The organism is Exiguobacterium sp. Leaf196 (genome assembly GCF_001423965.1).
Taxonomy (GTDB): Bacteria; Bacillota; Bacilli; order Exiguobacteriales; family Exiguobacteriaceae; genus Exiguobacterium_A.
The window spans coordinates 393,803-419,587 of the sequence record NZ_LMPV01000001.1 but is presented as its reverse complement, the minus strand read 5'-3'; the positions used below and the strand labels follow the sequence as shown (position 1 = coordinate 419,587).

Here is a 25,785-nt window from a genome sequence, read left to right as displayed (position 1 = left end):
CAAACACTCCTTTACTAGTTGAGTTCCCTTACTGATTGTACCCGCTTCTAAAAAAAGAAAAACTCCTCTTCAAACGTTTGAAGAGGAGCAAGAACTTATGCTTCGACGCGGATTTCTTTGATGCCAGCGCCTTGCTTCATTTTTTGTGCATGTTCGAGACCTGAAGTCACTTGTCCGAAGACTGTGTGTACACCGTCGAGGTGCGGTTGTGGCTCATGTACGATGAAGAACTGGCTTGATCCAGTGTTACGACCAGCGTGTGCCATCGAAAGTGAACCCGCTTTGTGTTTGTGTGGGTATGATGTAGACGTTTCGCAAGGAATCGTTTTTCCTGAACCGCCTGTACCGTTTCCGATTGGGCATCCGCCTTGTGAGACGAAGCCTGGGATGACACGGTGGAAGTTCAATCCATCGTAGAAGTTCGAGTTTGCAAGGTTTTCGAAGTTTTCAGTCGTGATCGGTGCTTCATCGTTGAACAATTCGAATTCAATTTTATTTCCATCTTCTAATAAGATATGACCAGTTTTTTGCATGTTTGACCAACCTTTCGTGCTTTTCAGCTAGAGATTCGTCACGATTTTAAGATCGTGATTCCATCGTACAGTGTACCAAATTTCAGGGCATCGTGCAGACCTTTTTACTCGACGGCTGCCTCTAACACATCAAGTGTCACCGAATCTGTTACTTCGACACGAATTTGAATTCCATTCGCGAGTGTCGTGACAGGATCCGTATGTCCGAAGTCCGCATCAAGAACGATTGGGAAATCATACCCCCGCGTTGCGCGCAAAATGATATCTTTGAGTGGAAAATCGGGATCAAAATCGACTTTGCGCGGGAAGCGTCCGACGACGAGCGCCGCAATCTTGTCATACGCACCCATGTGTCGCAATTGAGTAAAATAGCGGTCGATCGTTTCCGGCGTCTCACTTTCGTCATCCTCAAGCATCAAGACGACACCGTCAAATGATGGCAAGTATGGTGTCCCAGCAAGCAGCAAAAGTGTTCCCGTGTTCCCCGTCAGAATCGGACCTTCTGCGACACCGGTCTTAACGATCGTATATCCCGCGTTCACTTGATGCTCTCGTCTTCGGTCATCTGCGACGTCCCAGCGTAAAATCTCGTCCGTCCACTCCTCCGACGCTTCGATCCGACCGATCGGTTCCGTCTGCATGAACGTACGAGTGAATGACTCTTCCGTATATGGATCAAGACCATCGAATTGACCGAACTGCGTCAGCAGTGCGGGTCCGACGAACGTCGTCAATCCTGTCTGCTGATAGATGCCAGCAAACAGTGCCGTGATATCACTGTATCCGACGAAAATTTTCGGATTGTTTCGGATCAACTCATAATCGAGTTCATCGAGCAACTGGTGCGAGTTAAACCCACCGATTGTCGAGATAATCGCCTTAATCGACGGATCAGCGAACGCCATATGTAAGTCTTGCAGACGTTCGCCGATCGTTCCTGCTGTATGACTATGAACAGCTGTTGCATTCGGCATTAAGACAACCTCGAATCCCATTTGTTCAAGTGTTGCAATACCGCGTGCAAGTCGACGTGGCACGTATGCCGCAATTGCAGACGCCGGTGAGACGATGGCAATCTTATCTCCTTTTTGTAAGCGTGGTGGTTTCATGAAAATTCCCCCTTTTTCATTACAAGTATTTCCAGTATAACAAATCGCATGAGAATCGCGCACTCTCGTTTTTTCAATCTACTTTATAACGTCACGAAGAGTGAATTTCCGTTTTCCAGTAGTTCACCCTTTTCTGAAACATAATCGACCTTGACCGTCATGTGCCGAAGAATCCCTTGCTCACGTAACGACTTTGCCCACTCTTTAATCTGTGCTCTATCCTGTTCATGTCGTTTGCGAGGCACGTCCACCAAAAGCGTCGGAGCGATTTCCGCACGTAAATAAGCATTTGAATCAAAACGGACCCTACCAAGTCGCTGAATTTTATCGTTGTCATAAAGTACGGTCACGCTCAATTGATCCTTCAGTTTTTTGAGAGTCGGCGACGGAATCCGTCGCTCTAACCGATCTTCCCAAAGTGCCGCATGATACGTATCGACGAACTTTCCGGACTTCTTCTGTTGATAGACGAAAAACTCGGTATTCGTTTTTTCATCGACTGCTCGCGCTGCATACTCAAACGAAAAATTTCCCATATTGTCGTAAATACTACCGGTCACCTTTGCTTCCGGAAGATGCTTCTCTAAGTATGTCTTTGCTTTTTGTTGTATTTCAGCCTCTTTCGTTCCATCTGACTCCATGTCCTGTGTAAAAGCGGACGTCATCATCAATGCGCCGCCGCCAATAACTCCAACTAAACTGGCAATTACTATGAACCAACGTTTCATGCGATCGCTCCTCTGCGTATATCCATATTTTTACACTTTTAATTTTATCACAAAAAAAGAGTAGCGGACGAAGTCCACTACTCAGATATTGCTTATCGGATGGATTATTGAATGACAGCGTGAACGAGCGGACGTGCTTCCGGTTTCGTTTCACTAATGTGATACGCGTGATCCATTTTTTCGATTGCTTGGTCGAGCGTTTCTTTGTTTGAACGAAGCGTTGCGATGACATCGCCGACTTCGACACGATCGCCGACTTTTTTATGCAGCGTGACGCTTGCTGCGTGATCGATCTCATCTGCTTTCGTCGCGCGTCCTGCTCCGAGGATCATTGCTGCAACACCGACTTCGTCAGCGATGATTTCAGAGACATAACCGGCTTTTGAAGCAACGAATGTTTTTTCGTATTTCGTTTCAAGTGCTTTTGTCATGTCGTCAACGAGTGACGCGTCGCCGCCTTGCGCTGCGATAAACTTTTTGAAGACGTCAAGTGCTGCCCCGTTACCAAGACGTGTTTCGAGATCCGCATACGCTTCATCGAACGTCGGGTAGAACTCACCGAGGACTGCCATGTGTGATGCAATCGTCAATGCGATGACTTTCAAGTCACGGACATCTTTTCCTTGAAGGACTTCAATCGCTTCCTTGACTTCGTTTGCGTTACCGATTTCAAAGCCGAGCGGCTGATCCATGTCTGTAATGACAGCAACTGTCTTACGATTGACGCTCTTACCGATCGAAACCATCTCTGTCGCGAGTGCTTTAGCATCTTCGAACGATTTCATAAAGGCACCTGAACCTGTCTTCACGTCAAGTACGATGCTGTCTGCTCCCGCTGCGATTTTTTTCGACATGATTGAACTTGCGATCAATGGGATCGAGTTAACCGTCGCCGTGACGTCACGTAATGCGTAGAGTTTTTTGTCTGCAGGTGTCAAGTTACCTGTTTGACCGATGATAGCCATCTTGATGTCGTTGACTTGTGAGACGAATGCTTCTTCTGAAAGTTCAACGTCAAAACCAGGGAACGCTTCGAGTTTGTCGATTGTTCCACCTGTGTGACCGAGGCCGCGACCACTCATCTTCGCAACCGGGATACCGATTGACGCAACGAGTGGTGCAACAATCAGACTGATCTTGTCACCGACACCGCCAGTCGAGTGTTTGTCGACTTTTTTCCCGTGGATACGTGAAAGGTCGATCACGTCACCCGAGTTGACCATCGCCATCGTCAAATCAGCGATTTCACGATCTGACATTCCTTGATAGAAAATCGCCATCGACATCGCTGACATTTGATAATCTGGAATTTCACCATTCGTGAATCCTTCTACCATTGCTTGAATATCAGCTGTTGCGAGTTCGCCACCGTCTCGTTTTGTTGCAATCAAATCTACCATACGCATAATCTAGTTCCTCCTCAGGAGTGGTTTGTGAGTGTTAAAACTGTCGTTACATTTTTTTGATCGAACCGCGAACGAGTGATAGGAAGTGTGCCCGGACACGTTCTGTCGTTTCGATGACTTCATCATGATGTAACGGTTGATCGAGAATGCCTGCTGCCATGTTCGAGACACACGAAATCCCAAGAACACGCATATCTGAATGACGGGCAACGATGACTTCAGGGACCGTCGACATACCGACGACATCTCCTCCAAGCATCCGTGCCATCTTGACTTCTGCAGGTGTCTCATACGTTGGACCTGTGTTTCCGAAGTAGACACCTTGGCGAACACGAATCCCGAGTTCATCCGCTGTTTCTTGTGCGAGTCGAAGTAATTCCGCATCGTACGGCTTCGACATGTCCGGGAAACGCGGTCCCATCTCGTCGACGTTCTTACCGATCAACGGATTCGTACCGAAGAAGTTGATGTGATCCGTGATCAACATCAAATCACCTGGTTCGAATGCTTCGTTACATGCACCGGCTGCATTCGTAACGATTAATGTCTCAACGCCGATTGCTTTCATGACGCGGACAGGGAACGTCACCATATCCATTGAGTATCCTTCATAGAAATGGAATCGTCCTTGCATCGCAACGACTTGTTTCCCTTCAAGTGTTCCGAAGACGAGTTGCCCAGCGTGTCCTTCGACCGTTGAAACCGGGAAGTTCGGGATTTCATGGTATGGAATCGCGATCGGGTTTTCGATCTCATCTGCGAGGACACCAAGTCCTGAACCGAGAATCAATCCGATTTCCGGTTTCGCCTGCATCTTGCTTTCTAAAAACGAACGTGTTTCATTCCAGTTGACTGTCATCTGAATCGCTCCCTCGAATTATAGTTCTGTTAAAAAGCTTGTTCCGTGTGCCGGCATTTTGACACCGAAGTTTTCAGCAACCGTTGCCCCAAGATCAGCGAACGTCTCACGGATACCGAGCGGTTTTGCGACACTGTTTTTGTAATAAGCAAGCAACGGTACGTATTCCCGCGTGTGGTCTGTCCCAGCATGAACCGGGTCGTTTCCATGGTCAGCCGTGATGATCAAGAGATCATCTTCTTTCAAGCGATCAAACACTTCCGGAAGACGGGCATCGAACTCTTCGAGTGCTTGTCCGTAACCTTGCGGATCGCGACGGTGTCCGAACAACGCATCGAAATCGACGAGGTTCAAGAAGCAGAGTCCGTTGAAGTCTCGATCGAGTTGCTTCACGAGTTGATCCATGCCGTCCATGTTCGACTTCGTACGGATCGCATCGGTCACTCCTTCGCCGTCATAGATATCAGCAATCTTACCGAGTGAGATGACATCAAGTCCAGCTGTCTCAAGTTCGTTCATGACTGTCCGGTCGAATGGTTTAAGTGCATAGTCGTGACGGTTCGCTGTCCGAACCCACGCCCCTGCCTCACCAAGGAATGGACGTGCGATGATACGACCGAGCATGTACGGGTCATCCCGCGTAATATCGCGTGCATATTCACAAATCCGGTACAGTTCCTCTAATGGAACGATTTCTTCATGAGCTGCGATTTGAAGGACAGAGTCTGCCGACGTATAGACGATCAAGGCGCCTGTTTCAACATGTTCTTGTCCGAGTTCGTCTAAGATTTCCGTACCAGAAGCCGGTTTATTCCCGATGATCTTCCGCCCTGAGAACTCTTCTAAGCGATGAATCAAATCATCTGGGAATTTTTCGAAGACACGGAATGGTGTATCAATCCGCAGTCCCATGATCTCCCAGTGCCCCGTCATCGTATCTTTCCCTGCAGATACTTCCTGCATTTTCCCGTATGCCGCAAGCGGTGCTTCTGCAGCCGAGACACCTTCGACCGGCTCGATATGTGAAAGTCCGAGCTTTGCCATGTTCGGCATGTTTAATCCGCTACGTTCACGCGCGATGTGACCAAGCGTATGTGAACCAAGATCTCCGAATTGTTCAGCATCCGGTGCTTCTCCGATTCCTACGGAGTCCATGACGATCAAAAATACACGTTTAAATGATTGAGCCATTTGCTATTCCTCCTATTACGAGCTGTAGTTGTGCGATTCCCGTTACGAATTTTCCCGTAAAGGAACTAGACAAAACGCATTAATTGTCTGAAGTCAGACCTTTAAAAGATAGAACCATCATGCCCGTGGATGATGTTTCTTATACACGTCATGGAGTCGTGCTTTATTGACGTGTGTATACATTTGTGTCGTCGACAAATCAGCGTGCCCTAGCATCTCTTGCACGACGCGTAGATCAGCACCATTTTCAAGAAGATGGGTCGCGAACGAATGACGCAAGACATGCGGCGTGATTTCTTTTTCGATACCGGCTTCCTTTGCTCGTCGTTTGATCATCTTCCAAAAACCTTGTCGTGATAAACGATCACCGCGACTGTTCAAGAAGACATCGTCCGTCTGTTGACCACCGAGACTATTACGCGCGAGGTCAAGATATGTCCTGACGCTTTCAATCGATGTCGAACTCATCGGGATGATACGGGACTTGTTCCCTTTCCCGATACACGACAGATACCCTAGTTCGAGTTGCAAATCGTTCAACTTCAGTTGTAGCAGTTCGCTGACGCGCATCCCTGTTCCATAGAGAAGCTCAAGCATTGCTGCATCTCGTCGTGTAAGCGGATCGACACCGACGACCGAATCAAGTAAACGTTCGACGTCGGTTTGACTCCAGACGACGGGAAGCTTCTTCTCCGGTTTCGGTAAATCAAGATGACGGGACGGATCATGCGTCGTTAGTTTCTCTTCGACCAGATATTGATGGAACGAACGGATTGAGCTCGTCGCCCGGCGGACCGTCGATCGTGACTTGCGTGCTTCAAGCAATCGTTCAATGTGGTCGACGATATGATGTCGGTGAACCTGTTCAAACGAAGAAACTTCCGCTGTTTCGAGCGTCTGTAAGTATTGATTCAAATCATTTCGATACGCAGCTGCCGTATTCGCGGACATTTGCCGTTCAATCACTAAATAGTTGATAAATGCTTCCAGTTGTTCACGCACTGAACTCATCCTCTTCGTTTACGAAATCGCTTACTTTCCCATCATATCAAAGGTGTAAACCGTTGTGAAGAGGTCTGACCTATAAAAATCGAAAAAGAAAAACCATCCGAAATTTCCTCGGACGGTCAGACTGTTTGTGTTTGCGATTGTTCCAACGCTTCCCGAGCGTGACGCTCTTGGCAGACACGGCAGACGCCATGGAATGTCAGGCGGTGATCCTTGATTTTGAAATGGAATCGGGACACGATTTCTTTCTCTACTTCTTCAAGCATATCGTCTAAAATCTCTTCGACGGATCCACATTCGATACAGACGAGATGGTGATGCGAATGACTCGCACCTTCTTGTCGTAAATCAAACCGGGATACGCCATCTCCGAAGTTGACCTTATCGACGACTTCGAGCTCCGTCAATAATTCGAGCGTCCGGTAAACCGTCGCAAGTCCGATGTCGGAGTTCTTTTCTTTTACAAGGAGAAAGACATTTTCGGCACTGAGGTGATCCGACTCATGTTCGAGCAGGACACGCACAGTCGCTTCACGTTGGGGAGTCAGCTTATATCCTTTACCGCTTAGCTGTTTTTTGATGCGTTCTACACGACTTTCCATCATAGCGCCCCCTTTGTTCGAACTGATGCTATTATCATAGCTGAAACTCAGTCTTTTTTCAAATTAAAATGATTATCAACTGAAAATCATTTAAATGAGAATCATTTTAAAGTACGGATCTGCCAATGCTGGATCGCCATGATCGTCTTCGCGTCGACAATCGTTCCGTTTGCTATGAGTTCGAGCGCTTGTTCAAGCTTCAATGTTTTGTTCTCAAGGAACTCATCTTCATCGAGCTGACGATCACCTGCAGTAAGACCAATCGCTTCATAAATATGTACACGTTCGCTACAGAAACCAGGCGCACCGTAGAAATCAAAGACATGTCGTAACTCTTTCGCGACGTAACCTGTTTCTTCCTTTAATTCACGTCCGGCACAATCGAGTGGATCTTCACCTTTCTCGAGTTTGCCCGCTGGTATCTCGATCGATAGACTCTCGAACGCCTTCCGATATTGTTCAACGACAATCAGATCCCCTTGTTCATCAAAAGCGATGATGGCGACGGCACCATTATGATAGACCAGTTCACGAACCGAGGTATTACCGTTCGGTAACGTGACGACATGTTTCTCGACATCAAAAACTTTTCCTTCATAGATCACTTCACGTTCAATCGTTTTTTCTTCCATCGGTAGTGTTCCCCTCTTCTATCCTAGTTTACGTTCTCTGTCATGATTAGTATGCCGTTTCCGACGTATTGCCGCAAGACTTCAAGCCGTCTTTTTCATAAGATATGATACACTAGAATGCAGAAGTTCCAAACTTACAGTTCATTTAAGAAAAGAGGGAATTGAACATGTCATTAGGATTAGGTACGATGACGATCTTAAAACGCGGACAGGAAGAAGCGGCAGCAATCCTGCGGACGGCACTCGACGCGGGTATCACCCATTTCGACACAGCGGATGTCTATGCAAACGGAGCCGTCGAATCGATTATCGGTCAAACCTTCGCGCAAGAGGATCGTAGTCGATTGTTTCTTGCCTCAAAAGGTGGCAATCGAATGAATGCGACCGGAACCGGTTGGACATGGGATCCGAGTTATGACTATTTGAAGCAAGCCTGTCTTGAAAGTTTAAATCGACTCGAAACACCTTACCTCGACCTATATTACGTCCATGGTGGCACGATGGACGACGATATCGACGCATCGATTCGCGCGATGGAAGACTTAAAAGCAGAGGGGAAAATCAAGGAATATGGTCTCTCGTCATTGCGACCGAACGTCATCGAATATTGGCTTGAGCATAGTAATTTCTCTTACTTGATGACGCCTTATTCATTGCTCGATCGTCGCATCGAAGAGTTGTTACCACGCTTAAAAGAGAAAAACATCCAAGTCGTTGCCCGCGGTCCACTGGCAAAAGGACTGTTGACACACGAAAGTGCCTCACGCCTGCAGTCGGTTGATCGTTTCGAACAGTTCGATAAAGAGACGCTTGAAGCCAGTCTACAACAATTACAAAACTTCCCGCTTCCAGCGCTTGCATTGCAAGCAATCGATCAACAGGTCGATATCGTCCTTCCAGGTGCGTCAAGCGTGTCGCAACTTCAAGCAAACGTCCAAGCGATGAGAGAGCCGGTTTCGCAAGCTCAGATCGACCAGGCGCTTGCTACACTGCCAGTTCATCACTATACCGAACACCGGTAAGGTTTAACACTCCACTTCTCCGGGAATCTCCTTCTTTGTAACGTTCATACAGAGGAGGAGTTTTATTATGGCACGTATTTTAATCGTATCAACAAGCGCAGATGACATGAATGGTCACAAAACAGGATTATGGTTCGAGGAGTTCGCAGCACCCTACAACCTGTTCAAAGATGCAGGACATGACGTGACGGTCACGTCCATCAAAGGCGGAGATGTTCCGATCGATAAAGCATCGATCGTCAAAGAAATCTTACCGAAATTCCAAGATGCTCGCCGTGCGTTGCACGATACGAAAGCACTTTCTGAAGTAGATCCAGCATCATTTGACGCTGTCTACTTCCCAGGTGGTCACGGTGCGGTCGTCGACTTCCCAAATAACCCACAAGTGGCGAGTGCTATCGAAGCTGTCATCAAAAAAGACGGCGTCGTCGCATCGGTCTGTCATGGTCCTGCTGCCTTCGCGCACGTCATGATCGATGGCAAACCCTTCGTATCAGGTCGTCAAATCAACGGCTTTACAGATGAAGAGGAAAAATCAACAGGTCTCGAAGATAAAGTACCATTCTTGCTCGAGACGACACTTCGCGGTGAAGGGGCTACTTTCCTGACATCGGATGCTGGTAAAGAGTTCGCTGTCATCGACGGCAATGTCGTCACAGGACAAAACCCGGCTTCAAGTGAAGCAGTCGCAAAACTAGTCCTTGCGAAACTGGCTACACAAGCTTAATAGGAACAGTGCTTATAGAAAATGGAGCAGGCGACGGTATGTCGCCTGCTCCATTTTTTCATACGTTATAGACGGTGAAGTGAATCCAATCGTTCGAGATCAGCTTCTGTCTCACGTGTTTTTTGTTCGAGTCGCTTTAACTCGTCCTCGAGTTGTTGCTGTTGGGCTCGCAGCATTGATCGTTCTTCCTCTGTAAAGGAACGAGCTACTTCTTTTTCTTTGAAATACCACCACTTTTTAATTTTCTCAGGTGGTGGTCCGCTCTCGATCTGTTGCTCATGCTGTTTGACCTCATCCATTTGTTCAGCATGGGCCAATTGAAGCTGTTCTAATTCTGTCACATAAGCTGTTTGTCTAGCTTCAAGAATCGGTGTCAGGTACGCAAGGATATGCGCCGTCAAGTCTCGCTCGACGACCCGTCTTAATACATCTCGTCGAAGTGAGGCTTCCGAATTGCCCGAAGCATTCTTCCAGACGGTTGGATCCGCCTGTTCTAGAATCTCCTCTTCTTCCGCTTCTCCGAGCCAGCGTAATTTGAGTAATAATGGCTCGAGGAGTGCCTCCTCTACATACGCCGTAAATTGCGAATACGACGTCGCTTCTCGCGTCAACGGTTCTTCATGTAGGTGAAATAACGCTTCTGCTTCTTCTTCGATCCAGTCTTCGTAATCATTAAAGTACATGGTTTAACTCCTTACTTCATCTCATCAAAAACAAGACTGGCTCGAATCCGCCATCTACATGACAGTCGAGCCAGTTTTGTTAGACGTTCGCTCCGTTTTTTCTGATTTCCGCGATCGCCCAATCACACCAGTCCAAGTAATTCAACATCATACGCAAGCCGTATTCACTCGTCAAGGTCTCACCTAGTGTCGCACCATTCTCGAGATGATCGTGACGCCAGCTTTGCATCATCTCGACGGCAAATTGATGGTGTCGCTTCGATTCTTCTAGATAAGCGACAGCTTCCTCTAGTGGGAGAAGATGCAAGAGCGAGACCCGCATCAAGTTCTCATCCTTCATCTTCGGTTTGAATTCATTCGGTGTCCGTAACCATTCGACGAGCTCCGTCCGCCCTTTATCCGTGATCGAATAGACTTTCTTATCCGGCAGATCTTCTTGAACGATATGAACGCTCGTCACAAGTTCTGCCTCTTCCATTTTTAACAACTCTCGGTATATTTGTGTATGATGTGCGGTCCAGAAGTGGATCATCTGTTTTTTAAAAGTCGCGCTCAAATCATAACCGGTCGCTTCCCCTTGGGTCAGCAGCCCGAGTAGTGCAAATCGTAATGCCACTGGCTGCACCTTCTTTCCTTCTTTTGTATATATACTTAATTATCTCAAATATACCTGAATTCCGCTACTCTCGTGTCGAACAAATGTACGAATGAAAACGACCTACGTCGACATCACATTCGATCGTAGGTCGTTCTGTGTCATAATTCTCAAGATTAGCTTAGGTTACGTAATCTTTCGATTCCCTGTTGGACATGTTTCCAGTAAGAAGAAGGATGCGGAACGAATTGATGACGATCGAACCATTCTCCTGTTTTATCCTGAATACGCTCAATCGTCACGTCAGCGATGCGATCCAACTGCTCAATCGAAAAAGCGATTAATCGTTTCACTTCGGTTTCCTGGAGCCTATACGATTCTAACGCTTGATCACTTTGTGCGAGAAACACATGGCATCGTTCACAATCCCAAAGTGTCGCATCCCGAAACTCCTCCTCCTGAACTCCAAGAGGTATTAGTTGATCAAAGGTATAAGCTAAACCAATCTCTTCTTCGAGTTCCCGGACACCATCTTCAACCGTCTCATTTGCAAGCAGATGACCGGCTGCCGTGATATCGAGCATTCCCGGAAAGTCCTTCTTTTGTTCAGAACGTTGCTGGAGCAACACGACGTCCCGCGTTGGATCATAGACGAAACAATGAAACGTTTCATGCCATAGACCTTTTGCGTGGACTTCTGATCGCGGACGCGGTCCGAGCGGATTCCCAGCTCGGTCCACCGTCATGATCATCTCTTGTTCACTCATCGTAACACCTTCGATGCTTGATGGAATCGTTCTCCAACCGTATAGAGTTCAGCGATCAAGAAAACACTTGCGATCCAGATGATAGCACTTGGAAACAGAATCATCGCCGTCAAGAATAGGAATCCTTCCGTTCGTTCGATGAGTCCTGGTTGATATTGAAACGACTTGTAACCGTAGTTCTCACTAACTGCTCCGATCGCAAGGAACATCGTCATCCCAATGACGAATGATGCGACAAGTAACAGAATCACAACCTGCGTTTCCGGAAACCGGAGTGCGAGACCAATTAACACTGACAGTTCGACAATTCGGTCGAGAACAAGATCAAGGATCGTACCAATTGGTGTTGTCTTCTCTTTTCTTGCCATCGTGCCATCAATGACGTCGAGCATACCCGAGATCCACAATAGGACAATTGCCGTTCCCATCATGTCGTTATAGACGAAAAAGCCCGTCGCACCGCCGATGATTCCCGAAATGATCGTCACCTGCGTCGCTGATAATCCAATTTTCTTAAATAAGGTCGCCCCTTGATCAAACAGGGGTTGAACGATTTTACGCGCACGCGTATCTAACATGTCACCCCTCCTTTCTAACGATATACCCTTCTATCGAATGAATCGTCTCGTCTGAAGAAAGTACGAGCCGTTCGCCTGATGGCCGTTCCACTTCGTAGAACCGTACGCCATATTGAATGAGTTCTTTCGTAATCGTAACACGCTCATCCGTTTCCTTCGTCGGTCTTGAGACCAAGTTAACTGACGTCAACGGATACCAAGTCGCTTCGATGTAGATGCCTTCACCGAAAAACGGACTTGTCTGACTGAGCGTGATCGGTGTGCCGCGATCCACGATCCGTCCTTGTTCCAAAACATAAATGACATCCGCCATCGCCATTGCCTCTTCCCGGTCATGCGTGACAAGCAGTGTCGTGACGCCTTGTTCCTCGGTCAACTTTCGGATCAATGTCCGAAGTTCTCGTCGTCTCGGTACATCTAGACTCGAGAACGGTTCATCGAGCAACAAGAAGTCCGGTTGACTCGCCAGCGCACGAGCTAGACTCGCACGTTGCTGTTCACCCCCTGAAAGTTCGTGGATGGCACTTCGTCCTCTCCCCTCGAGTCCGACGCGATATAACCAAGAATCAAGTTCGATCGGTGTTAACTGTTTCGCACCGAGGCGAATGTTTTGTTCAACGTTCAAATGCGGAAACAATAAAGAGCGTTGAAACATCATCGTCACACCTCGTTGATTCGGAGAGAGTGTCGTGACGTCTCGTTCCCCAAATCGAATCACTCCACTCGTCACACGTTCGAGACCCGCAATCAGGCGGAGAAGCGTCGTTTTCCCGCTACCACTCGGTCCGACTAAAGCCACGCATTGTCCAGACGCGATGCTTACATCGATATCAGACAACACTTGTTTGCTTCCAAATCGTTTATTGACTTGTTGTATCGTGACTTCCATTTAAACGCCTCCGTACGATTCGTATCCAGCTAGAAAAAATAACGGCTTGTAATACATAAAAAAGAACAGGTAATCCAATCAACCAAAGTGTTGCCAGACGAGCTGCCTCCTGCGAATTACCAGAATACGCCGGGAACACTTCCAGTGCGATCATGCGGACGATTCCGCCTCCAATCAACGCAACAAGAGCATATTGACTGATCGTGATCACGGTGACGAGCAACGTCACGGACTGTAATGTCGATCGTAACATCGGTCCTGTCAAATAAAACCAACGTTTGAATCGATTTCCTTCGAGCAAGACCATCTGTTCGAGCATCCGCTCACCGAGCGTCTGAAATCCGTTCGTGTACAAACGGACTGTATATGGCAATGTCGGCAGAAGCAACACGAGCAGTACACCGAAAAAACGATCTGCCAGACCGAGCCGGATCCATGTCAAATAGAGACCGAACGACAACAATAAGACGGGAACGAATAGCGGCAAACTAATCAAGAACTCTGCTATACGAATGCGTATCCCGGTTTGAAAAGCGATCGCTTTTCCTGCCATGTATCCGAAAAGATGATTTAACAATATAACGGCACAGACCATCGCAATGGTCGTACCAAGCGTTGCTTCAAGACGCGGATTCCAATTCCATTCTCCCGGAATTAATCCGATCAATGGAACGTTGAAAAGAAGAACAACGCATACGATGACGCTAGTTTTTTTCATTCACTTCGCCCCCTACTGATCTTCGTTGCCAACGGGCGGGTTAAACCCGTCATGAGCACTAGTAAGAGGAAAAGTCCACCCGTCAAGACGACACTCATCGCAAAAGCGAGCGGTTGTTCCGATAAATCACCTTGTGTGTATAAGTCAAAGGCATAGACGCCAAGTAATTTCGGATAGGTCACGCCGAGCAATGCCGGAATTTCATACGCGAATAAAATAAAGGCAAGTAAGATAAAGCCGGCTTCAAGCATGGGAACGAGCAGGAACACACCCCGTGCATGCCAGAATCGGCGCACTGGCGATAAATCGAGCATCATACCAAGTTCTTGGTAACGTGGATCGAGACGTCGTACAACCGGTAAGAGATAAAAAAAGACGAACGGAATTTCTTTATATAGATACGTCAAGATGACACTGATGTAGTTCCCTTCATGCGGTCCGATGATCGGCACATCACTGAGGTAGAGGATTGCGAGATACGCCGCTCCTAGATGAGGAATGAATAACGGAATCGCGAGCAACACCGCTAGCCGTGTTCTGCTCAAGATTCGTGCGAGCATCACACCGATGATCAAGGCAATGCCCGTACTCACGATGGCAACGTAACTACTGGCGGTTAGACTCTCTAAAAAGACGTCATCCGTCAGTAGCTCATGATAGTCGGCGGGTGACGTCATTGAAACACTGACCCACAGCCCGTATAAGACCATCCCTGCCATCAGAATTGCAGCAGGATATACGTTACCGCGCCACACGAGACGGCCATTCCTTACGGATCATCTCGAAGACCGATGGATCTAGTTCCGTCCGGACTTTCCCTTCAAAGACACTCGGCTTCGGTGTCGACGGTGCGGCCGGTACATCAGCGAACTGCTTTTGTTCTGCCTGATCAAGTGTCGACAAATCGAGACTCGTTCCATCGCCCCAGTAAGTCGCATCATATTTTTTCAATTGTGCCTCTGGTGACAACAGCGTATTGATCGTAACGAGTGCACCTCTCGGGTTCGGTGCGTTGAATGGTACGGAAAGGAAATGGGTCGATGCGATTGAGCCATCCTTCAAAACAATCGGACGCGTTTGTTTCGGAAACGTTCCTGACTTCACTTCTTGTTCTGCCCGTCGTTCGTTGAAGCCCATCGTGAAGTCGACGTCTCCCTTCGCGTATAACTGATCGAGTTGCGCAAGCGTCTTCGGATACGTCTTCCCCTTTTTCCAGAGGTACGGTTTGATTTCGTTCAGGTAAGCCCATGTCTTCTTGAAGTCTGCTTTTGGGTCTTTTAGGGTCGCGTTCGATTCGACACCATACATGACGTGACGGACGAAGGCGTTTCCTGTAAAATCCGTCACTTCTGGATACGTGAAGCGTCCTGGATTTTCCTTGACCCAAGACTTCAACGCTTGTAAGTCCTTTGGTGGCGACTTTACATCAGCTGCGTCATAGTGCAACGTATATTGGACTTTTCCCCATGCGGCTTCGAGCCCGTCTGTTTTCGTACCGCTATCTGAACTTTGGGCGGCAGCATCAACGTATTTCATGTTTGGAAGAACTTTTGTAATTTCCCCATAAAGTAACTCATCTTTTTTAGCATTCAAGAAGTTATCGCCATTAATCCAGACGACATCGATGACGCCTTTTTCCTTACCTGCCTTTTTCTCAGCACGTAATTTTTGAATAATGTCTGCCGTCTCGATTGGGACACGTTCTAACGTAATATTGTGCTCCTTCTTCAGACGCGGTGCTACGTACTCATCGATGTAGGCATTGATGCCGTCATCGCCGCCCCACATGTACATCCGAACCGTTGATTTTTCCGCTTCTTTTTCAATTGTCTGATAAGAAGTTCCTAAGACATTCTTCGGTTCCGGTGTTGCATCCGGTGACCCACATCCTGCAAGCAGGGTACCTAAGGCAAGAAAGCTGATTACTTTTGTTTTCATTCGTTGTTCTCCTCCGTCATCACTTTTTGTCGAAACCTGATTTTCCTAACCATTCAATCAGCTGTGGCATAACGCCGTACCCTTTTGCTGAAAGCTCCATCCACCATGGCGCATTGACCTCTCGCTTTCGGCGTCGCATCGCCCGGACGACAGTCCGTGCGAGTTGTTCTTTCGATAAGACAATCGCGGCCACATTTTTTTCGTACTTCCGACTAATGTCCGCTCTTACGAAAAATTCCGTTGCGATCGGTCCGGGATTAATCGTCATGACGTGAATCCCTTTTGGACGCAACTCCAGTCGTAAGGCGTTCGAAAACTGCAGGATCGCTGCTTTCGTCATGCAATAGATCGTCGACTTCGGTGTCGGCAGCTTTCCTGCTTGACTCGCGACATTGACGATCATACCCCCTTCTCTCAGTAACGGAAGGCACGCTTTCGTTAAGCGAACAGGAGTTAAGACATTGATCCGATGCATCGACTCGATCGTTTCAATCGAAGTATCGTCTAGGAAGCTGAATTCCCCGAAACCTGCGTTATTAATCAAAATATCGATCCGTCCATAACGATTTGCGAGTGTTTTCGCAAGAATTTCGGGCGCCACTTCCAAATCGTAGACCAGGTAGTCTGCCTGGATTTCAGATGCTAACGTTTGTAATCGATCCTCGCGTCGTGCGATTAAAATCAAGTTTGCCCCTTCTTTATGCAGAGTGCGCGCCAGTGCTTCCCCGAGTCCACTTGAAGCACCGGTGATGACGATCGTCCGGTTGATGAGTTGCATTAAACTTCCTCCATTTTCGAATAGTAGAGGATACCAGATCGTTTCTCAACCGTAATCGCACCACGTGCGACGAGCGTATCAAGACGTGCCTTCATTTCACTCATGACGAGTGGGAATGATTTTTTCAATCGATTCCCATACGTCACTTGTGCTAATTCAAATAACGTATGCTCTTCTGAAAAATACTTTAACAGTTGATCGCCGCGTGCCTTGCGTTGCATCAATCGTTCTTCAACGAGTGCCGCGACATCGCGAATCGGATCACCATGACCAGTATACGCAATTCGGATCTGTTCTCCTTGTAGTTTTTCCAAGGAGTCAAGATACGCAAGAACGGGTCGTTTCACGAGCACGTCATCACCCGGTTGCGGTTGTTCAAGCAACGGGTTCGGTTCGACCCGGTCCAGCAGATGATCCGCCGCGAACAATATACCATCGTCGCTTAAAATTCCGATTTGGTCACTCGCATGACCTGGCAGTTCGATGACGCGATATCGCCCAGAAGGTGTAATTGCGTCGCCTTCCTTTAATATGAAATCAAGCTGACCTTTTCCAAGCCATTTTAAGGCAGATTGATAGCTCGGTAACATCTCTTGAATCGCTGACGGAACACCAAATGAAGTCGCCAGTCGACGTAAGAACACGTCCCCATTGTTTAGGAACGTCTCGTCCTGTTCCAAATACGGGCGCAACCGCGCATGTCCATAGACAGGAATGCCTTTCTCTGAAAATCGATGTGCCATCCCAGCATGATCCGCATGGTGATGCGTCACGATGACACGATCTAAATCCTCAACCCGCAAATCGTGTCGCGCAAGCGTCTGTTGCATCATTTGCCACGCCTCGAGTGTATCGGGTCCACAATCAATGAGGATGTTTTCCCCTTCCGTTCGTAACACATAACAGTTCACGTCCCCTACAGGAAATGGTGTGGGAATCGGAATCGGGATGATTTCGTCTGCTACAGTCATGCCTACACGCCTCTTTTCTCTCGTCCATTTTCTTTCATTATAGAGAGAATGAAGCTATAGCGCCAAACTTTGTGCGTCAACGGATGATATTTGTTGTCTAGCTTACGCTAGAGTATAAGAAATGGATGCACAAAAAACCGACCTTTCCGCAGATTGAAAGGTCGGTCAAAAACTTATTTTAAGTTGAGGACTGTTAATTTGTCGCGTGTCATCGAAGCTAAGCTACGTCCGACACCTTGAACACCAAGACCCGATGATTTAACACCGATGAATGGGAAGTGGTCAGGACCACGTTCCGTCCGTCCATTGATTTGAACAGAACCTGTTTCAAGCGCGTCCGCTACCGCAAACGCAGCATCGATGTTTTCCGTGAAGACACTTGCTTGAAGACCGTATTCTGATTCGTTCGAGTATGCGATCATTTCGTCGACCGAGTTAACACGAATAATTGGAAGAACTGGTCCGAACGGCTCTTCCCAAGCGACGCGCATGTCACGTGTCACGTTGTCAAGAAGTGTTGGTTCGATCAAGTTCGCTGTACGTCCGCCACCTGTGACGAGCGTTGCGCCCTTGTCTGTTGCGTCCGTAATCAAGCCTTCGACGAAGTCCGCTGATTTCGTATCGATGAGTGGTACGACGACACTTTCTTGTTCAGGTGAACCGACTGTCAATTTCGCAATTCGAGTCTTAAGTTCTTCAATAAGCGCATCCGCTTGGTGATCGAGAACGAAGACACGTTTGATTGCTGTACAACGTTGACCTGAGTAAGAGAATGCACCACTGATGATGTGATCTGCTGCAAGGGACAGGTTCGCATCCTCAAGAACGAGTGCAGGGTCTTTTCCACCGAGTTCAAGGACAAGTGGAATCATTGCCGATTGACGTGATAAATGTTGTCCTGTTCCTGTACCACCTGTGAATGTGATCATGTTGATTCCCGGATGAGCTGTCAAGTAATCACCGATGACTGATCCACGACCTGTGACGATGTTGACGAGTCCAGCTGGAAGGCCTGCTGCGACGAGTGCCTCGACCATCAAGATACCGCTGATTGAACCTTGTGTTGCCGGTTTAAAGACGACGGCGTTCCCTGTCATGAGTGCAGGTGCGAGTTTCGCTGCTGCCAAGTTAACTGGGTAGTTGAACGGTGAGATGGCAAGCACGACACCGAGTGGCGCTTTTTTGATGACCGCGATTTTTTTCGCGCTACCGCCTGGGAACGAATCCCCTTGCATCATCTGACCGTCGAAACGGAGACCTTCTTCCGCAGTGTAGCGAATGATTTCAGCTGTCCGTTTGACTTCTTTGACGCCATCTGCACGTCCTTTACCGACTTCGCGCATGATGACTTCACCGATTTCGTCCGCACGTTTCTCGAGTTCCGTTGCCCAAGCGTGAAGCAGTTCAGCCCGTTTGTTCGCTGGTTGTTTTGCCCACTCTGCTTGTGCCGCTTTCGCTGAAGCGATGGCACGATCGACTTCTGGTTTTGTCATCGCTTGAACACGACCGACAAGATCCTCTTTATATGGTGAAGAGATTTCAATCGTCTCTTTTGATTCACTTTCATGCCATTTTCCATCTAGTAAAAATGTGTAGGTTGTTGCTGTAGTCATTCCACTCTACCTCCATTTATTTTTATCTCTCTCATTTCAGTGTGTGGCTGCATAGCTTATTGTAATCAATTGGTCTGACAAATGCCAAACTTTTTGCTTAACATATTATGAAAGCGATTACAACACTTTTTTTGTCGATTCAGAACTAGAATTTTTAACGTAGCATGCCGATAACTAGTCAGAAGTGAAGTGAAGGTAATGGAAAGGGGCACAACCATATGTACAATCAGCACGATATTTTATTAGAAGCCGGCACGAACGAACTCGAGATCGTCATCTTCCATTGTGGTCCGTATACGTTCGGTATCAACGTCATGAAGGTTCGGGAAATCATCGTTCCGCTCCCGATGACACCACTTCCGGGTACACCGGATGCTGTCAAAGGATTGATCGAACTCCGCGGCGAGGTCATGACGGTGATCGATTTGCCTACAGTCATCGGTGTTCCCCACGACGAAGCAACCGAGGATCGACTGATCATCTGTGAATTCAATGGAGAAAAGAGTGTCCTACGCGTTGATTCCGTGACGGAAATCCGCCGTATCTCATGGGAGCAGATCGATACACCAAACGAACTCGCTCGTGGCATCGAAGGGTTAACGAATGGTGTCGTCAAAACGGGAGACAAGATGATCATCCTGCTCGACTATGAAAAAATTGCCCTTGAGCTCTCACGCAAGGATATCTTCGCCCGCGAAGAAGGACGTCGCGTCCAGTCCCGTGACCGGTCCGATAAAATCATCTGGATTGCCGAAGACTCGGAAATGCTCCGGACGTTGATCATCGAAACACTCGAGGAAGCCGGTTACCACGGACTGAAGTGGTTCATCAATGGGAAAGACGCATTCGATGCTTTCGAACAAGGAAGCAACTGTGATCTCCTGATTACGGATATTGAAATGCCCAAGATGGATGGACTTCATTTAACGAAACGACTCCGTGAAGATGATCGTTATGCAGAACTGCCGATCATTGTCTTCTCTTCCTTGATTTCCGACGATTTACGCCATAAAGGCGAATCCGTTGGTGTTAATGCACAAATCACGAAACCGGAAATCGGTCGATTGATCGAAACGGTTGATTCATACGTCTTATAAGAAAAAAAGCCGACGAGATGTCGGCTTTTTTAATCTATTCGATTCCTCAACGCAGTACGTCAAGATTTTTTCCAGTAAACACATCGAGCCAGATGACCCGGAATTCAACCATGCTGTCTTCAATCCGATCGACGATTTCTTGCGTCCCGGTCATAGAACCGGATTCTGCTTCTTTTTCAAGCAGTTCGAAATCATCGGCTAAATCATCAGCGGCAACGGAATAGGAAGCACCTTTTAGCAAGTGAGCGAGCTTTTCAGTTTGCTCAGCATCTTGCTTAGCGACGGCATCTTTTAGTTCAGGAAACTTTCGATCGAACTGCGCGATATACGTTTCTCCAATTTTTTGAAGGAACGCGTGATCTCCACCCGCGATCGATTGAAGTTCTTCGAGCTTCTTAGCATTAAAAAAAGGCATGTCTTCCCCTCCTCTGTTTTCATCTTATCACTAATCTTCGTAAAAAAAAATCGGAGAATCATTTACACGCCATCGTTTCTATTTCTATAATGAGACAGTGAAGAGCAGGAGGGATAGACAATATGTTGACGATTTATCGAAGCGATGTCACTGGGGCAGTCAACGAGATACAGGAGTTTACGAAAGGTTCCTGGATCCATCTTGTCAATCCGACCAAGGATGAAGCCGACCAAGTCATCGCTGCTACGAATATTCCAGAGGATTTCATTTATGACCCTTTGGACGTGGAAGAAAAACCACGTTTTGAAAAAGATGAAGAAGGTCTACTGATGATCGTCGACGTTCCCTACATCGAAGAAGAATCATCAGGACGCCGTTATAATACGATTCCGCTCGGTATCATCGTGACATCCCGTCATTTCATCACCGTTTGTTCGCAACAGCTCGATGTCCTGACGTTATTCTCGAGTGGTAAGTTGCGAGGATTCCGGACGAATTATCGATCGCGCTTCGTATTTCAGATTCTCTATAAAGTCAGTTCCTCGTATCTCCGTTTCCTACGCCAAATCGATCGACGGATGGATGAACTCGAGGAAGAATTACAACGTTCGATGCGAAATCAAGAAATCTTTCAACTCATGAACCTTCAGAAATCATTGGTCTATTTCATGACATCCTTGAAATCGAACGATGGTGTCCTCGACCGAATCATCAAGACACCGAGTCTTGAGAAACACGAAGACGATGAAGATTTACTCGAAGATGTCTTCGTCGAACACCGGCAAGCAATGGAAATGGCACAAATCTATAAAGACATCATCAGTTCGACGATGGATACATTTGGTTCCGTTATCTCGAACAATGTCAACTTCGTCATGAAGTTCCTCGCCTCGATTACGATCGTCATCTCGATTCCGACGATGATATCTGGGATGTTCGGAATGAACGTCCATGTCCCTTGGGAAGGAGAAGTCATCGGTTTTTGGATTGTCTTCGGCATGATGATCTTCTTCTCTGGTCTTGCCGCATTCATCTTATGGCGGAGAAGGTTCTTCTAGTTCAAGTAAGCGCAAGACTTGCATGACTCAAAAAAGACTCAGTGACGGTGTTTCTGTCGCTGAGTCTTCTTCATTTACATGTTAATTGATTTCGACTGTCACGAGACAAAGATCATCCGCTTCATCGCTCTGATCCGGTTGAATCAGCTGATGGATGTTCGGTCCTTGTTGTTCAATCAGATTTTGGATGGCGTGAATTCCTTCATCAATACCTTTACTGTACAATTCCATGAAACCATCCGTGTACAGATAGACACATCCTGGTGAGACGATGTCGATCGTCTTGCTCGAATACGTCGAGTCTTCGAACATACCAACAGGAAGTCCCGTATTCTCAAGCGGAATGATTTGATCGTTCATCCGCAACAAACCAGGTGGATGCCCCGCGTTCGCATAGCTGAGTTTCATTTCATCTAAGTCGATATAAAGGTAGACAGCCGTGAAATAGATTTCTGTCTCGTCTCCCGGAAACAGTCGACTCATCTGTTGATTCAATTCTTCAAGCACTTGAGCCGGATCACCAATCCGGTGCACGAGTTCAAACAAGATTGAACTCATCCCCATCGTAATCAATGCAGAGGAGACACCGTGTCCCATGACGTCAAATAAGATGATGCCGTATTTATTCTGAGAGATGCGATACCAGGCATACATGTCTCCCGCTAGTTTCTTAGACGGGATATAGGTCGCCATGATGCGGATCTCATCGTCTTCGATATTGGCACTAAGCACACTCTGTTGCAGTTTTTGCGCCAAATCAAAGTCTTCTTGTAGCACTTTTTCATATCGTTTTCGTGCATCGATTGCTTGCTTCAGACCGATCGCATTACGAACTCGTGCGAGCAATTCCGTTTTTCGGATCGGTTTCGTCGTATAATCGGATGCCCCTGCATTCAGTCCATCAACGATATCTTCTTCGTTTGATCGACCCGAGACGATCAGGATCGGTAGTTCATCAAGACCAAACCGTTTTCGGATCAAACGTGTCGCCTCGATTCCGCTGATCCCTGGCATCTCGACGTCGAGCAGGACGACATCTAATTGCTCAATGAACAATGGATCCTCCATCAATTCGATTGCTTCTTCTCCACTCATGGCTTTGACGACGTCATATCCTTCATTTTCTAACAATCGCTCTAAGAGCATTAAATTTGTTAACTCGTCATCTACGACCAAAATACTCATCCGCCGTCACCTCGTTCCGTTTAACATGTTTATCTGAAATCAGTTTAGCACACAACCTACAATTTCGTTTAGACGGATGCTGCTTTTTCCGTCATACTAGAAAGTGAACGAAAGGAGGAGTGGACTATGTGGCTATATGTCGTCTCCATTCTCATCATCGTATTCGTCTTGATCGCCTCGATCATCGTCATTTCAAAAGGATATGGCTATAAGGGCAACAAGGACGATATCGAAATCGATTATGATGAAATCAACCGAAAACTTCGTCACGAAAATGATGATGATTCATCCAACAAATGAACCTCTAAGACCATCATATCACGGTGGTCTTTTTAAATTCATTTCAAATACATGTTTTTTTTAGATGTTTTTGATTTGCTCACAAGGGTATATCCATATCATGGTTAAATACTATCTCAAGGGAGTGTTCATCATGGAACCAAAGCTTCAACATGATCCACACGCAACGCACGCAGAACATCCGAATCGTCAGTTTGATCAGGAGGAATCATCAGGTCGTCAAGTTAATCTTGTCACAGGGATGTTAATCGGTGCCCTTGTCGGCGGACTATTGACGCTACTTAGTTCTTCGTCCCGTCAAAACACGAAACAAAGCTTACGTGGTGCGAAGGATTCCGTCTCGACACTCGCGTCTTCCATCAAGGAAGATCCGTCGGGCAAAGCGTCACAAGTTATCAATCAGGTAAAGAGTGCTTCAAGTATCATCCAAGAAGTGGCGTCTGACGTTCAAAACGTTTATGACAAAGTGAACACAGAACTTGAAACAGTGAAGTCTGATGCTTCGACTGTGAAGGATACAGTCAACGAGACAAAAGGTGACCTGAGTTCTATCAGCAATAAAGTCGTCGAAGCGAAAGATGTCGCACTTGGCAAAGAAGAACCACCTGCTGAGCACGATGCTTCTAATCAACAAGCAAATGATTCTCAATCTTCTGAGGAAAAAAATAAAGGTGAAGGCATCTAATCGTTTGGTGTACTTCTTCATTCTCCCCGATGTGTTCAACACGTCGGGGTTTTTTAACGTAGGAATTGAACAAGAATCGCGACGCGTTCACGCATCCCGAAACGAAGGACACCTGAAAGGGGTGTCTCTGCCGGAATCGCGTCCGTCAGTAACCCCAGTTGTTTCGCCTCTTTTCGAGCGCGGTACAGATGAAAATCTGACGTGACAATTGAGATACGTCGGACATTCTTTGGTAACAAGTCTTTTGAATACTGTAGATTTTCCGTCGTCGATGTCGAACTGGACTCAAGAACCAGTCGCTCCGCTTCAATGCCAGACGCCACCATTCCGCGTCGCATCGCTTCTGCTTCCGAGATATCCTCATCCGGTCCTTGTCCACCACTCAAGATGAAGCGGACATTCGGGTGTTGTTTCCCATATGCGGCTGCCGCCTGAATCCGGTTATGTAAGATTTGCGACGGTTTCTCCCCTTTGACACCTGCGCCAAGAACGATGACATATGGCGACGACCCATCCGCGAGTGGTCGTTCTCCTCTGTTGACGAAAATCCCGACACTGTACCAGAAGGCGACACAAGCGACGAGTCCTCCACCAACCATCCATTTGATGTTTCGTTTGTTGAACGTGCGTTTAATCATACCGTACGACCTTTCTGCTAAAAAATGGTTTACGGTATGCTGTACGAATGATGCTTGCAAAAAGTTTCAACCTGACGGGCTTTACCTCCAAAAAAATGCGATCTTCTCTGAATCGAGAACATCGCATTTTCCTATTGATTGACTCGTCATCAATTTCCCCAAATTGATGTCACGTATTCCGGATGATCAATGAATGGATTCCGGTTTTTTTGCCACTTCTCGAAGATGACGTCGTTACGACGCATTTCGAAGCTATCGACTGGATCAAGCTTATTCCATGCTTTCAGCGTCGATAATTTTCCATGTAATGGGTTCGTTCCATTGTTGACGTTTTCTGAGGCTTCGAGATCGATTTCTCCGCCACCTTCGTAACGAACTGCCATGTAGAAGATCATCCGCGCGATGTCACCTTTGACTCGGTTCGGTGGTTCCCACGAATCGCCATCACGGTAGCAATCGCATCCACTATATTTCGTACCGCCATTGTCGAAATCAAGATTCCCACGTGCGCTGTTGACGACGACATCTTCCGGACGCAAATGATGCAAGTCTGTTCCCGGTCCGTTCGTCGTACCAAAATCACCGTGCGACTTTGCCCAGACGTGTTCCCGGTTCCATTGACCGACATTTCCACCATTGCTACTTTTCGCAATCGATTTCCCCGTGTATAACTCGATAACGTTGTTCGCATTGTTTGGATCTTGATCCGTTTCTTTCAGTGCTGTCCATACTGTGTCGTATGACACTTGTGTATGGTTGTCGATGATATCGTGCAGCGATGCCTTCAACGCTGCCCCTGTCTTTCCTGCTGCCGGTAGATAGTACGCATCGATCGTCGATTGAGATGTAACCATCTGCGGACCTGCCGCTACTTGTTTTGGATCGACTGTTTTTGCAGTGACCGGTGTAAAGACGATTGACCCGAGCGCAAGTGTTGCGGCAAGTGCAACTGTGACCTTTGACTTCCAGTTCATGCGTGTTCCCCCTCGATTGGTATGTATGAAAACGGATGTTACACGCTCATTTTCACATCGAATCCATTCATGGTGGAAGATGGACG

30 protein-coding genes are annotated in these 25,785 nt (G+C 47.2%); 6 read left to right on the top strand and 24 right to left on the bottom strand.

The annotated features are described in order from the left end of the window. Window positions 1-95: 95 nt before the first annotated feature. The 9 genes from ASG02_RS02185 to ASG02_RS02145 form a co-directional block, all read right to left on the bottom strand. Entirely contained in the window at window positions 96-533 is a 438-nt protein-coding gene (locus ASG02_RS02185) for a peptidylprolyl isomerase (protein ID WP_023467682.1), read from the bottom strand. Window positions 534-637: 104 nt separating this feature from the next. After that, window positions 638-1,642 carry a S66 peptidase family protein gene (locus ASG02_RS02180; RefSeq protein ID WP_056060407.1) on the bottom strand — a complete coding sequence of 335 codons (1,005 nt, stop codon included), beginning with the start codon at window positions 1,640-1,642 and terminating at the stop codon, window positions 638-640. An 83-nt stretch (window positions 1,643-1,725) separates the two neighbouring features. Next, the gene (locus tag ASG02_RS02175; RefSeq protein ID WP_056060404.1) at window positions 1,726-2,370 is read right to left on the bottom strand and encodes a hypothetical protein; all 645 of its coding nucleotides are present in this window, start codon (window positions 2,368-2,370) and stop codon (window positions 1,726-1,728) included. 104 nt (window positions 2,371-2,474) lie between these two features. Beyond that, on the bottom strand, window positions 2,475-3,776 hold the full coding sequence (locus ASG02_RS02170; protein WP_029341182.1) for a pyrimidine-nucleoside phosphorylase: 1,302 nt from the start codon (window positions 3,774-3,776) through the stop codon (window positions 2,475-2,477). A gap of 46 nt (window positions 3,777-3,822) precedes the next feature. After that, window positions 3,823-4,635 carry a purine-nucleoside phosphorylase gene (locus ASG02_RS02165; RefSeq protein WP_029341181.1) on the bottom strand — a complete coding sequence of 271 codons (813 nt, stop codon included), beginning with the start codon at window positions 4,633-4,635 and terminating at the stop codon, window positions 3,823-3,825. An 18-nt stretch (window positions 4,636-4,653) separates the two neighbouring features. Further along, window positions 4,654-5,826 (bottom strand): phosphopentomutase, encoded by a 1,173-nt coding sequence (gene deoB / locus ASG02_RS02160; protein ID WP_056060400.1) that lies wholly within the window; start codon window positions 5,824-5,826, stop codon window positions 4,654-4,656. 117 nt (window positions 5,827-5,943) lie between these two features. Beyond that, window positions 5,944-6,828: a site-specific tyrosine recombinase XerD gene (xerD, locus tag ASG02_RS02155; protein WP_056060398.1), complete on the bottom strand. Its 885-nt coding sequence runs from the start codon at window positions 6,826-6,828 to the stop codon at window positions 5,944-5,946. A gap of 125 nt (window positions 6,829-6,953) precedes the next feature. Continuing rightward, complete coding sequence (locus tag ASG02_RS02150; protein WP_023467675.1) at window positions 6,954-7,436, bottom strand: Fur family transcriptional regulator; 483 nt, start codon at window positions 7,434-7,436, stop codon at window positions 6,954-6,956. A 101-nt stretch (window positions 7,437-7,537) separates the two neighbouring features. Further along, a complete protein-coding gene (locus ASG02_RS02145) occupies window positions 7,538-8,068 on the bottom strand; it encodes an NUDIX domain-containing protein (RefSeq protein ID WP_056060395.1) in 531 nt (176 codons plus the stop codon). Window positions 8,069-8,235: 167 nt separating this feature from the next. On the opposite strand from ASG02_RS02145, the gene ASG02_RS02140 reads away from it, so the two are divergent. Both ASG02_RS02140 and ASG02_RS02135 read left to right on the top strand, forming a co-directional pair. Next, entirely contained in the window at window positions 8,236-9,090 is an 855-nt protein-coding gene (locus ASG02_RS02140; protein ID WP_035408912.1) for an aldo/keto reductase, read from the top strand. 67 nt (window positions 9,091-9,157) lie between these two features. Further along, window positions 9,158-9,817: a type 1 glutamine amidotransferase domain-containing protein gene (locus tag ASG02_RS02135; RefSeq protein ID WP_035408915.1), complete on the top strand. Its 660-nt coding sequence runs from the start codon at window positions 9,158-9,160 to the stop codon at window positions 9,815-9,817. Between the two features lie 65 nt (window positions 9,818-9,882). Here the strand turns inward: ASG02_RS02135 and ASG02_RS02130 are convergent, their stop codons facing one another. From ASG02_RS02130 to ASG02_RS02080, 11 genes are all read right to left on the bottom strand, one after another. Beyond that, entirely contained in the window at window positions 9,883-10,500 is a 618-nt protein-coding gene (locus ASG02_RS02130) for a DUF5320 domain-containing protein (RefSeq protein WP_056060392.1), read from the bottom strand. Between the two features lie 79 nt (window positions 10,501-10,579). Next, entirely contained in the window at window positions 10,580-11,116 is a 537-nt protein-coding gene (locus ASG02_RS02125; protein ID WP_056060389.1) for a PadR family transcriptional regulator, read from the bottom strand. A 155-nt stretch (window positions 11,117-11,271) separates the two neighbouring features. Then, window positions 11,272-11,862: an NUDIX domain-containing protein gene (locus ASG02_RS02120; RefSeq protein ID WP_056060386.1), complete on the bottom strand. Its 591-nt coding sequence runs from the start codon at window positions 11,860-11,862 to the stop codon at window positions 11,272-11,274. Beyond that, a complete protein-coding gene (locus ASG02_RS02115) occupies window positions 11,859-12,440 on the bottom strand; it encodes a CDP-alcohol phosphatidyltransferase family protein (RefSeq protein ID WP_035408929.1) in 582 nt (193 codons plus the stop codon). The genes ASG02_RS02120 and ASG02_RS02115 overlap by 4 nt, the downstream gene beginning before the upstream one ends. 1 nt (window position 12,441) lies before the next feature. After that, complete coding sequence (locus ASG02_RS02110) at window positions 12,442-13,329, bottom strand: ABC transporter ATP-binding protein (protein ID WP_035408932.1); 888 nt, start codon at window positions 13,327-13,329, stop codon at window positions 12,442-12,444. After that, complete coding sequence (locus tag ASG02_RS02105; RefSeq protein WP_056060383.1) at window positions 13,301-14,047, bottom strand: hypothetical protein; 747 nt, start codon at window positions 14,045-14,047, stop codon at window positions 13,301-13,303. The genes ASG02_RS02110 and ASG02_RS02105 overlap by 29 nt, the downstream gene beginning before the upstream one ends. Then, window positions 14,044-14,802 carry a hypothetical protein gene (locus ASG02_RS02100; RefSeq protein ID WP_056060380.1) on the bottom strand — a complete coding sequence of 253 codons (759 nt, stop codon included), beginning with the start codon at window positions 14,800-14,802 and terminating at the stop codon, window positions 14,044-14,046. Before ASG02_RS02100 ends, ASG02_RS02105 begins: the two co-directional genes overlap by 4 nt. Then, window positions 14,789-15,985, bottom strand: coding sequence for an ABC transporter substrate-binding protein (locus ASG02_RS02095; RefSeq protein ID WP_056060376.1), 1,197 nt, complete (start codon window positions 15,983-15,985; stop codon window positions 14,789-14,791). Before ASG02_RS02095 ends, ASG02_RS02100 begins: the two co-directional genes overlap by 14 nt. A gap of 19 nt (window positions 15,986-16,004) precedes the next feature. Then, window positions 16,005-16,763, bottom strand: coding sequence for an SDR family oxidoreductase (locus ASG02_RS02090; protein WP_056060375.1), 759 nt, complete (start codon window positions 16,761-16,763; stop codon window positions 16,005-16,007). Beyond that, on the bottom strand, window positions 16,763-17,734 hold the full coding sequence (locus ASG02_RS02085) for an MBL fold metallo-hydrolase (RefSeq protein ID WP_056060372.1): 972 nt from the start codon (window positions 17,732-17,734) through the stop codon (window positions 16,763-16,765). The genes ASG02_RS02090 and ASG02_RS02085 overlap by 1 nt, the downstream gene beginning before the upstream one ends. 173 nt (window positions 17,735-17,907) lie before the next feature. Beyond that, window positions 17,908-19,347: an NADP-dependent glyceraldehyde-3-phosphate dehydrogenase gene (locus tag ASG02_RS02080; RefSeq protein WP_035408951.1), complete on the bottom strand. Its 1,440-nt coding sequence runs from the start codon at window positions 19,345-19,347 to the stop codon at window positions 17,908-17,910. Window positions 19,348-19,565: 218 nt separating this feature from the next. On the opposite strand from ASG02_RS02080, the gene ASG02_RS02075 reads away from it, so the two are divergent. Further along, window positions 19,566-20,444, top strand: coding sequence for a chemotaxis protein CheV (locus ASG02_RS02075; RefSeq protein ID WP_056060368.1), 879 nt, complete (start codon window positions 19,566-19,568; stop codon window positions 20,442-20,444). A 46-nt stretch (window positions 20,445-20,490) separates the two neighbouring features. Here ASG02_RS02075 and ASG02_RS02070 read toward each other — a convergent pair whose 3' ends face one another. Next, entirely contained in the window at window positions 20,491-20,859 is a 369-nt protein-coding gene (locus tag ASG02_RS02070) for an Hpt domain-containing protein (RefSeq protein ID WP_035408957.1), read from the bottom strand. A gap of 122 nt (window positions 20,860-20,981) precedes the next feature. On the opposite strand from ASG02_RS02070, the gene ASG02_RS02065 reads away from it, so the two are divergent. Further along, window positions 20,982-21,917 (top strand): magnesium transporter CorA family protein, encoded by a 936-nt coding sequence (locus ASG02_RS02065; protein WP_023467658.1) that lies wholly within the window; start codon window positions 20,982-20,984, stop codon window positions 21,915-21,917. 81 nt (window positions 21,918-21,998) lie between these two features. On the opposite strand, the gene ASG02_RS02060 is transcribed toward ASG02_RS02065, so the two are convergent. Further along, complete coding sequence (locus ASG02_RS02060; protein ID WP_035408959.1) at window positions 21,999-23,102, bottom strand: PP2C family protein-serine/threonine phosphatase; 1,104 nt, start codon at window positions 23,100-23,102, stop codon at window positions 21,999-22,001. A gap of 126 nt (window positions 23,103-23,228) precedes the next feature. Here ASG02_RS02060 and ytzI point away from each other — a divergent pair, with 126 nt between their 5' ends. Together ytzI and ASG02_RS02055 are read left to right on the top strand one after the other, a co-directional pair. After that, complete coding sequence (gene ytzI, locus ASG02_RS15550; protein WP_156358974.1) at window positions 23,229-23,402, top strand: YtzI protein; 174 nt, start codon at window positions 23,229-23,231, stop codon at window positions 23,400-23,402. 133 nt (window positions 23,403-23,535) lie between these two features. Beyond that, entirely contained in the window at window positions 23,536-24,087 is a 552-nt protein-coding gene (locus ASG02_RS02055; RefSeq protein WP_056060364.1) for a hypothetical protein, read from the top strand. Between the two features lie 53 nt (window positions 24,088-24,140). Here ASG02_RS02055 and ASG02_RS02050 read toward each other — a convergent pair whose 3' ends face one another. Beyond that, complete coding sequence (locus ASG02_RS02050; protein ID WP_156358973.1) at window positions 24,141-24,725, bottom strand: YdcF family protein; 585 nt, start codon at window positions 24,723-24,725, stop codon at window positions 24,141-24,143. Window positions 24,726-24,874: 149 nt separating this feature from the next. Further along, the gene (locus ASG02_RS02045) at window positions 24,875-25,699 is read right to left on the bottom strand and encodes an endonuclease I family protein (protein WP_056060363.1); all 825 of its coding nucleotides are present in this window, start codon (window positions 25,697-25,699) and stop codon (window positions 24,875-24,877) included. Window positions 25,700-25,785 lie beyond the last annotated feature (86 nt).

Excerpts from the sequence above, each read along its gene's own strand:
- ASG02_RS02185 (WP_023467682.1), bottom strand. The coding sequence starts at position 533 with ATGCAAAAAACTGGTCATATCTTATTAGAAGATGGAAATAAAATTGAA.
- ASG02_RS02180 (WP_056060407.1), bottom strand. The coding sequence starts at position 1,642 with ATGAAACCACCACGCTTACAAAAAGGAGATAAGATTGCCATCGTCTCA.
- ASG02_RS02175 (WP_056060404.1), bottom strand. The coding sequence starts at position 2,370 with ATGAAACGTTGGTTCATAGTAATTGCCAGTTTAGTTGGAGTTATTGGC.
- ASG02_RS02170 (WP_029341182.1), bottom strand. The coding sequence starts at position 3,776 with ATGCGTATGGTAGATTTGATTGCAACAAAACGAGACGGTGGCGAACTC.
- ASG02_RS02165 (WP_029341181.1), bottom strand. The coding sequence starts at position 4,635 with ATGACAGTCAACTGGAATGAAACACGTTCGTTTTTAGAAAGCAAGATG.
- deoB (WP_056060400.1), bottom strand. The coding sequence starts at position 5,826 with ATGGCTCAATCATTTAAACGTGTATTTTTGATCGTCATGGACTCCGTA.
- ASG02_RS02150 (WP_023467675.1), bottom strand. The coding sequence starts at position 7,436 with ATGGAAAGTCGTGTAGAACGCATCAAAAAACAGCTAAGCGGTAAAGGA.
- ASG02_RS02145 (WP_056060395.1), bottom strand. The coding sequence starts at position 8,068 with ATGGAAGAAAAAACGATTGAACGTGAAGTGATCTATGAAGGAAAAGTT.
- ASG02_RS02140 (WP_035408912.1), top strand. The coding sequence starts at position 8,236 with ATGTCATTAGGATTAGGTACGATGACGATCTTAAAACGCGGACAGGAA.
- ASG02_RS02135 (WP_035408915.1), top strand. The coding sequence starts at position 9,158 with ATGGCACGTATTTTAATCGTATCAACAAGCGCAGATGACATGAATGGT.
- ASG02_RS02130 (WP_056060392.1), bottom strand. The coding sequence starts at position 10,500 with ATGTACTTTAATGATTACGAAGACTGGATCGAAGAAGAAGCAGAAGCG.
- ASG02_RS02120 (WP_056060386.1), bottom strand. The coding sequence starts at position 11,862 with ATGAGTGAACAAGAGATGATCATGACGGTGGACCGAGCTGGGAATCCG.
- ASG02_RS02115 (WP_035408929.1), bottom strand. The coding sequence starts at position 12,440 with ATGTTAGATACGCGTGCGCGTAAAATCGTTCAACCCCTGTTTGATCAA.
- ASG02_RS02110 (WP_035408932.1), bottom strand. The coding sequence starts at position 13,329 with ATGGAAGTCACGATACAACAAGTCAATAAACGATTTGGAAGCAAACAA.
- ASG02_RS02105 (WP_056060383.1), bottom strand. The coding sequence starts at position 14,047 with ATGAAAAAAACTAGCGTCATCGTATGCGTTGTTCTTCTTTTCAACGTT.
- ASG02_RS02095 (WP_056060376.1), bottom strand. The coding sequence starts at position 15,985 with ATGAAAACAAAAGTAATCAGCTTTCTTGCCTTAGGTACCCTGCTTGCA.
- ASG02_RS02090 (WP_056060375.1), bottom strand. The coding sequence starts at position 16,763 with ATGCAACTCATCAACCGGACGATCGTCATCACCGGTGCTTCAAGTGGA.
- ASG02_RS02085 (WP_056060372.1), bottom strand. The coding sequence starts at position 17,734 with ATGACTGTAGCAGACGAAATCATCCCGATTCCGATTCCCACACCATTT.
- ASG02_RS02080 (WP_035408951.1), bottom strand. The coding sequence starts at position 19,347 with ATGACTACAGCAACAACCTACACATTTTTACTAGATGGAAAATGGCAT.
- ASG02_RS02075 (WP_056060368.1), top strand. The coding sequence starts at position 19,566 with ATGTACAATCAGCACGATATTTTATTAGAAGCCGGCACGAACGAACTC.
- ASG02_RS02070 (WP_035408957.1), bottom strand. The coding sequence starts at position 20,859 with ATGCCTTTTTTTAATGCTAAGAAGCTCGAAGAACTTCAATCGATCGCG.
- ASG02_RS02065 (WP_023467658.1), top strand. The coding sequence starts at position 20,982 with ATGTTGACGATTTATCGAAGCGATGTCACTGGGGCAGTCAACGAGATA.
- ASG02_RS02060 (WP_035408959.1), bottom strand. The coding sequence starts at position 23,102 with ATGAGTATTTTGGTCGTAGATGACGAGTTAACAAATTTAATGCTCTTA.
- ytzI (WP_156358974.1), top strand. The coding sequence starts at position 23,229 with ATGTGGCTATATGTCGTCTCCATTCTCATCATCGTATTCGTCTTGATC.
- ASG02_RS02055 (WP_056060364.1), top strand. The coding sequence starts at position 23,536 with ATGGAACCAAAGCTTCAACATGATCCACACGCAACGCACGCAGAACAT.
- ASG02_RS02050 (WP_156358973.1), bottom strand. The coding sequence starts at position 24,725 with ATGATTAAACGCACGTTCAACAAACGAAACATCAAATGGATGGTTGGT.
- ASG02_RS02045 (WP_056060363.1), bottom strand. The coding sequence starts at position 25,699 with ATGAACTGGAAGTCAAAGGTCACAGTTGCACTTGCCGCAACACTTGCG.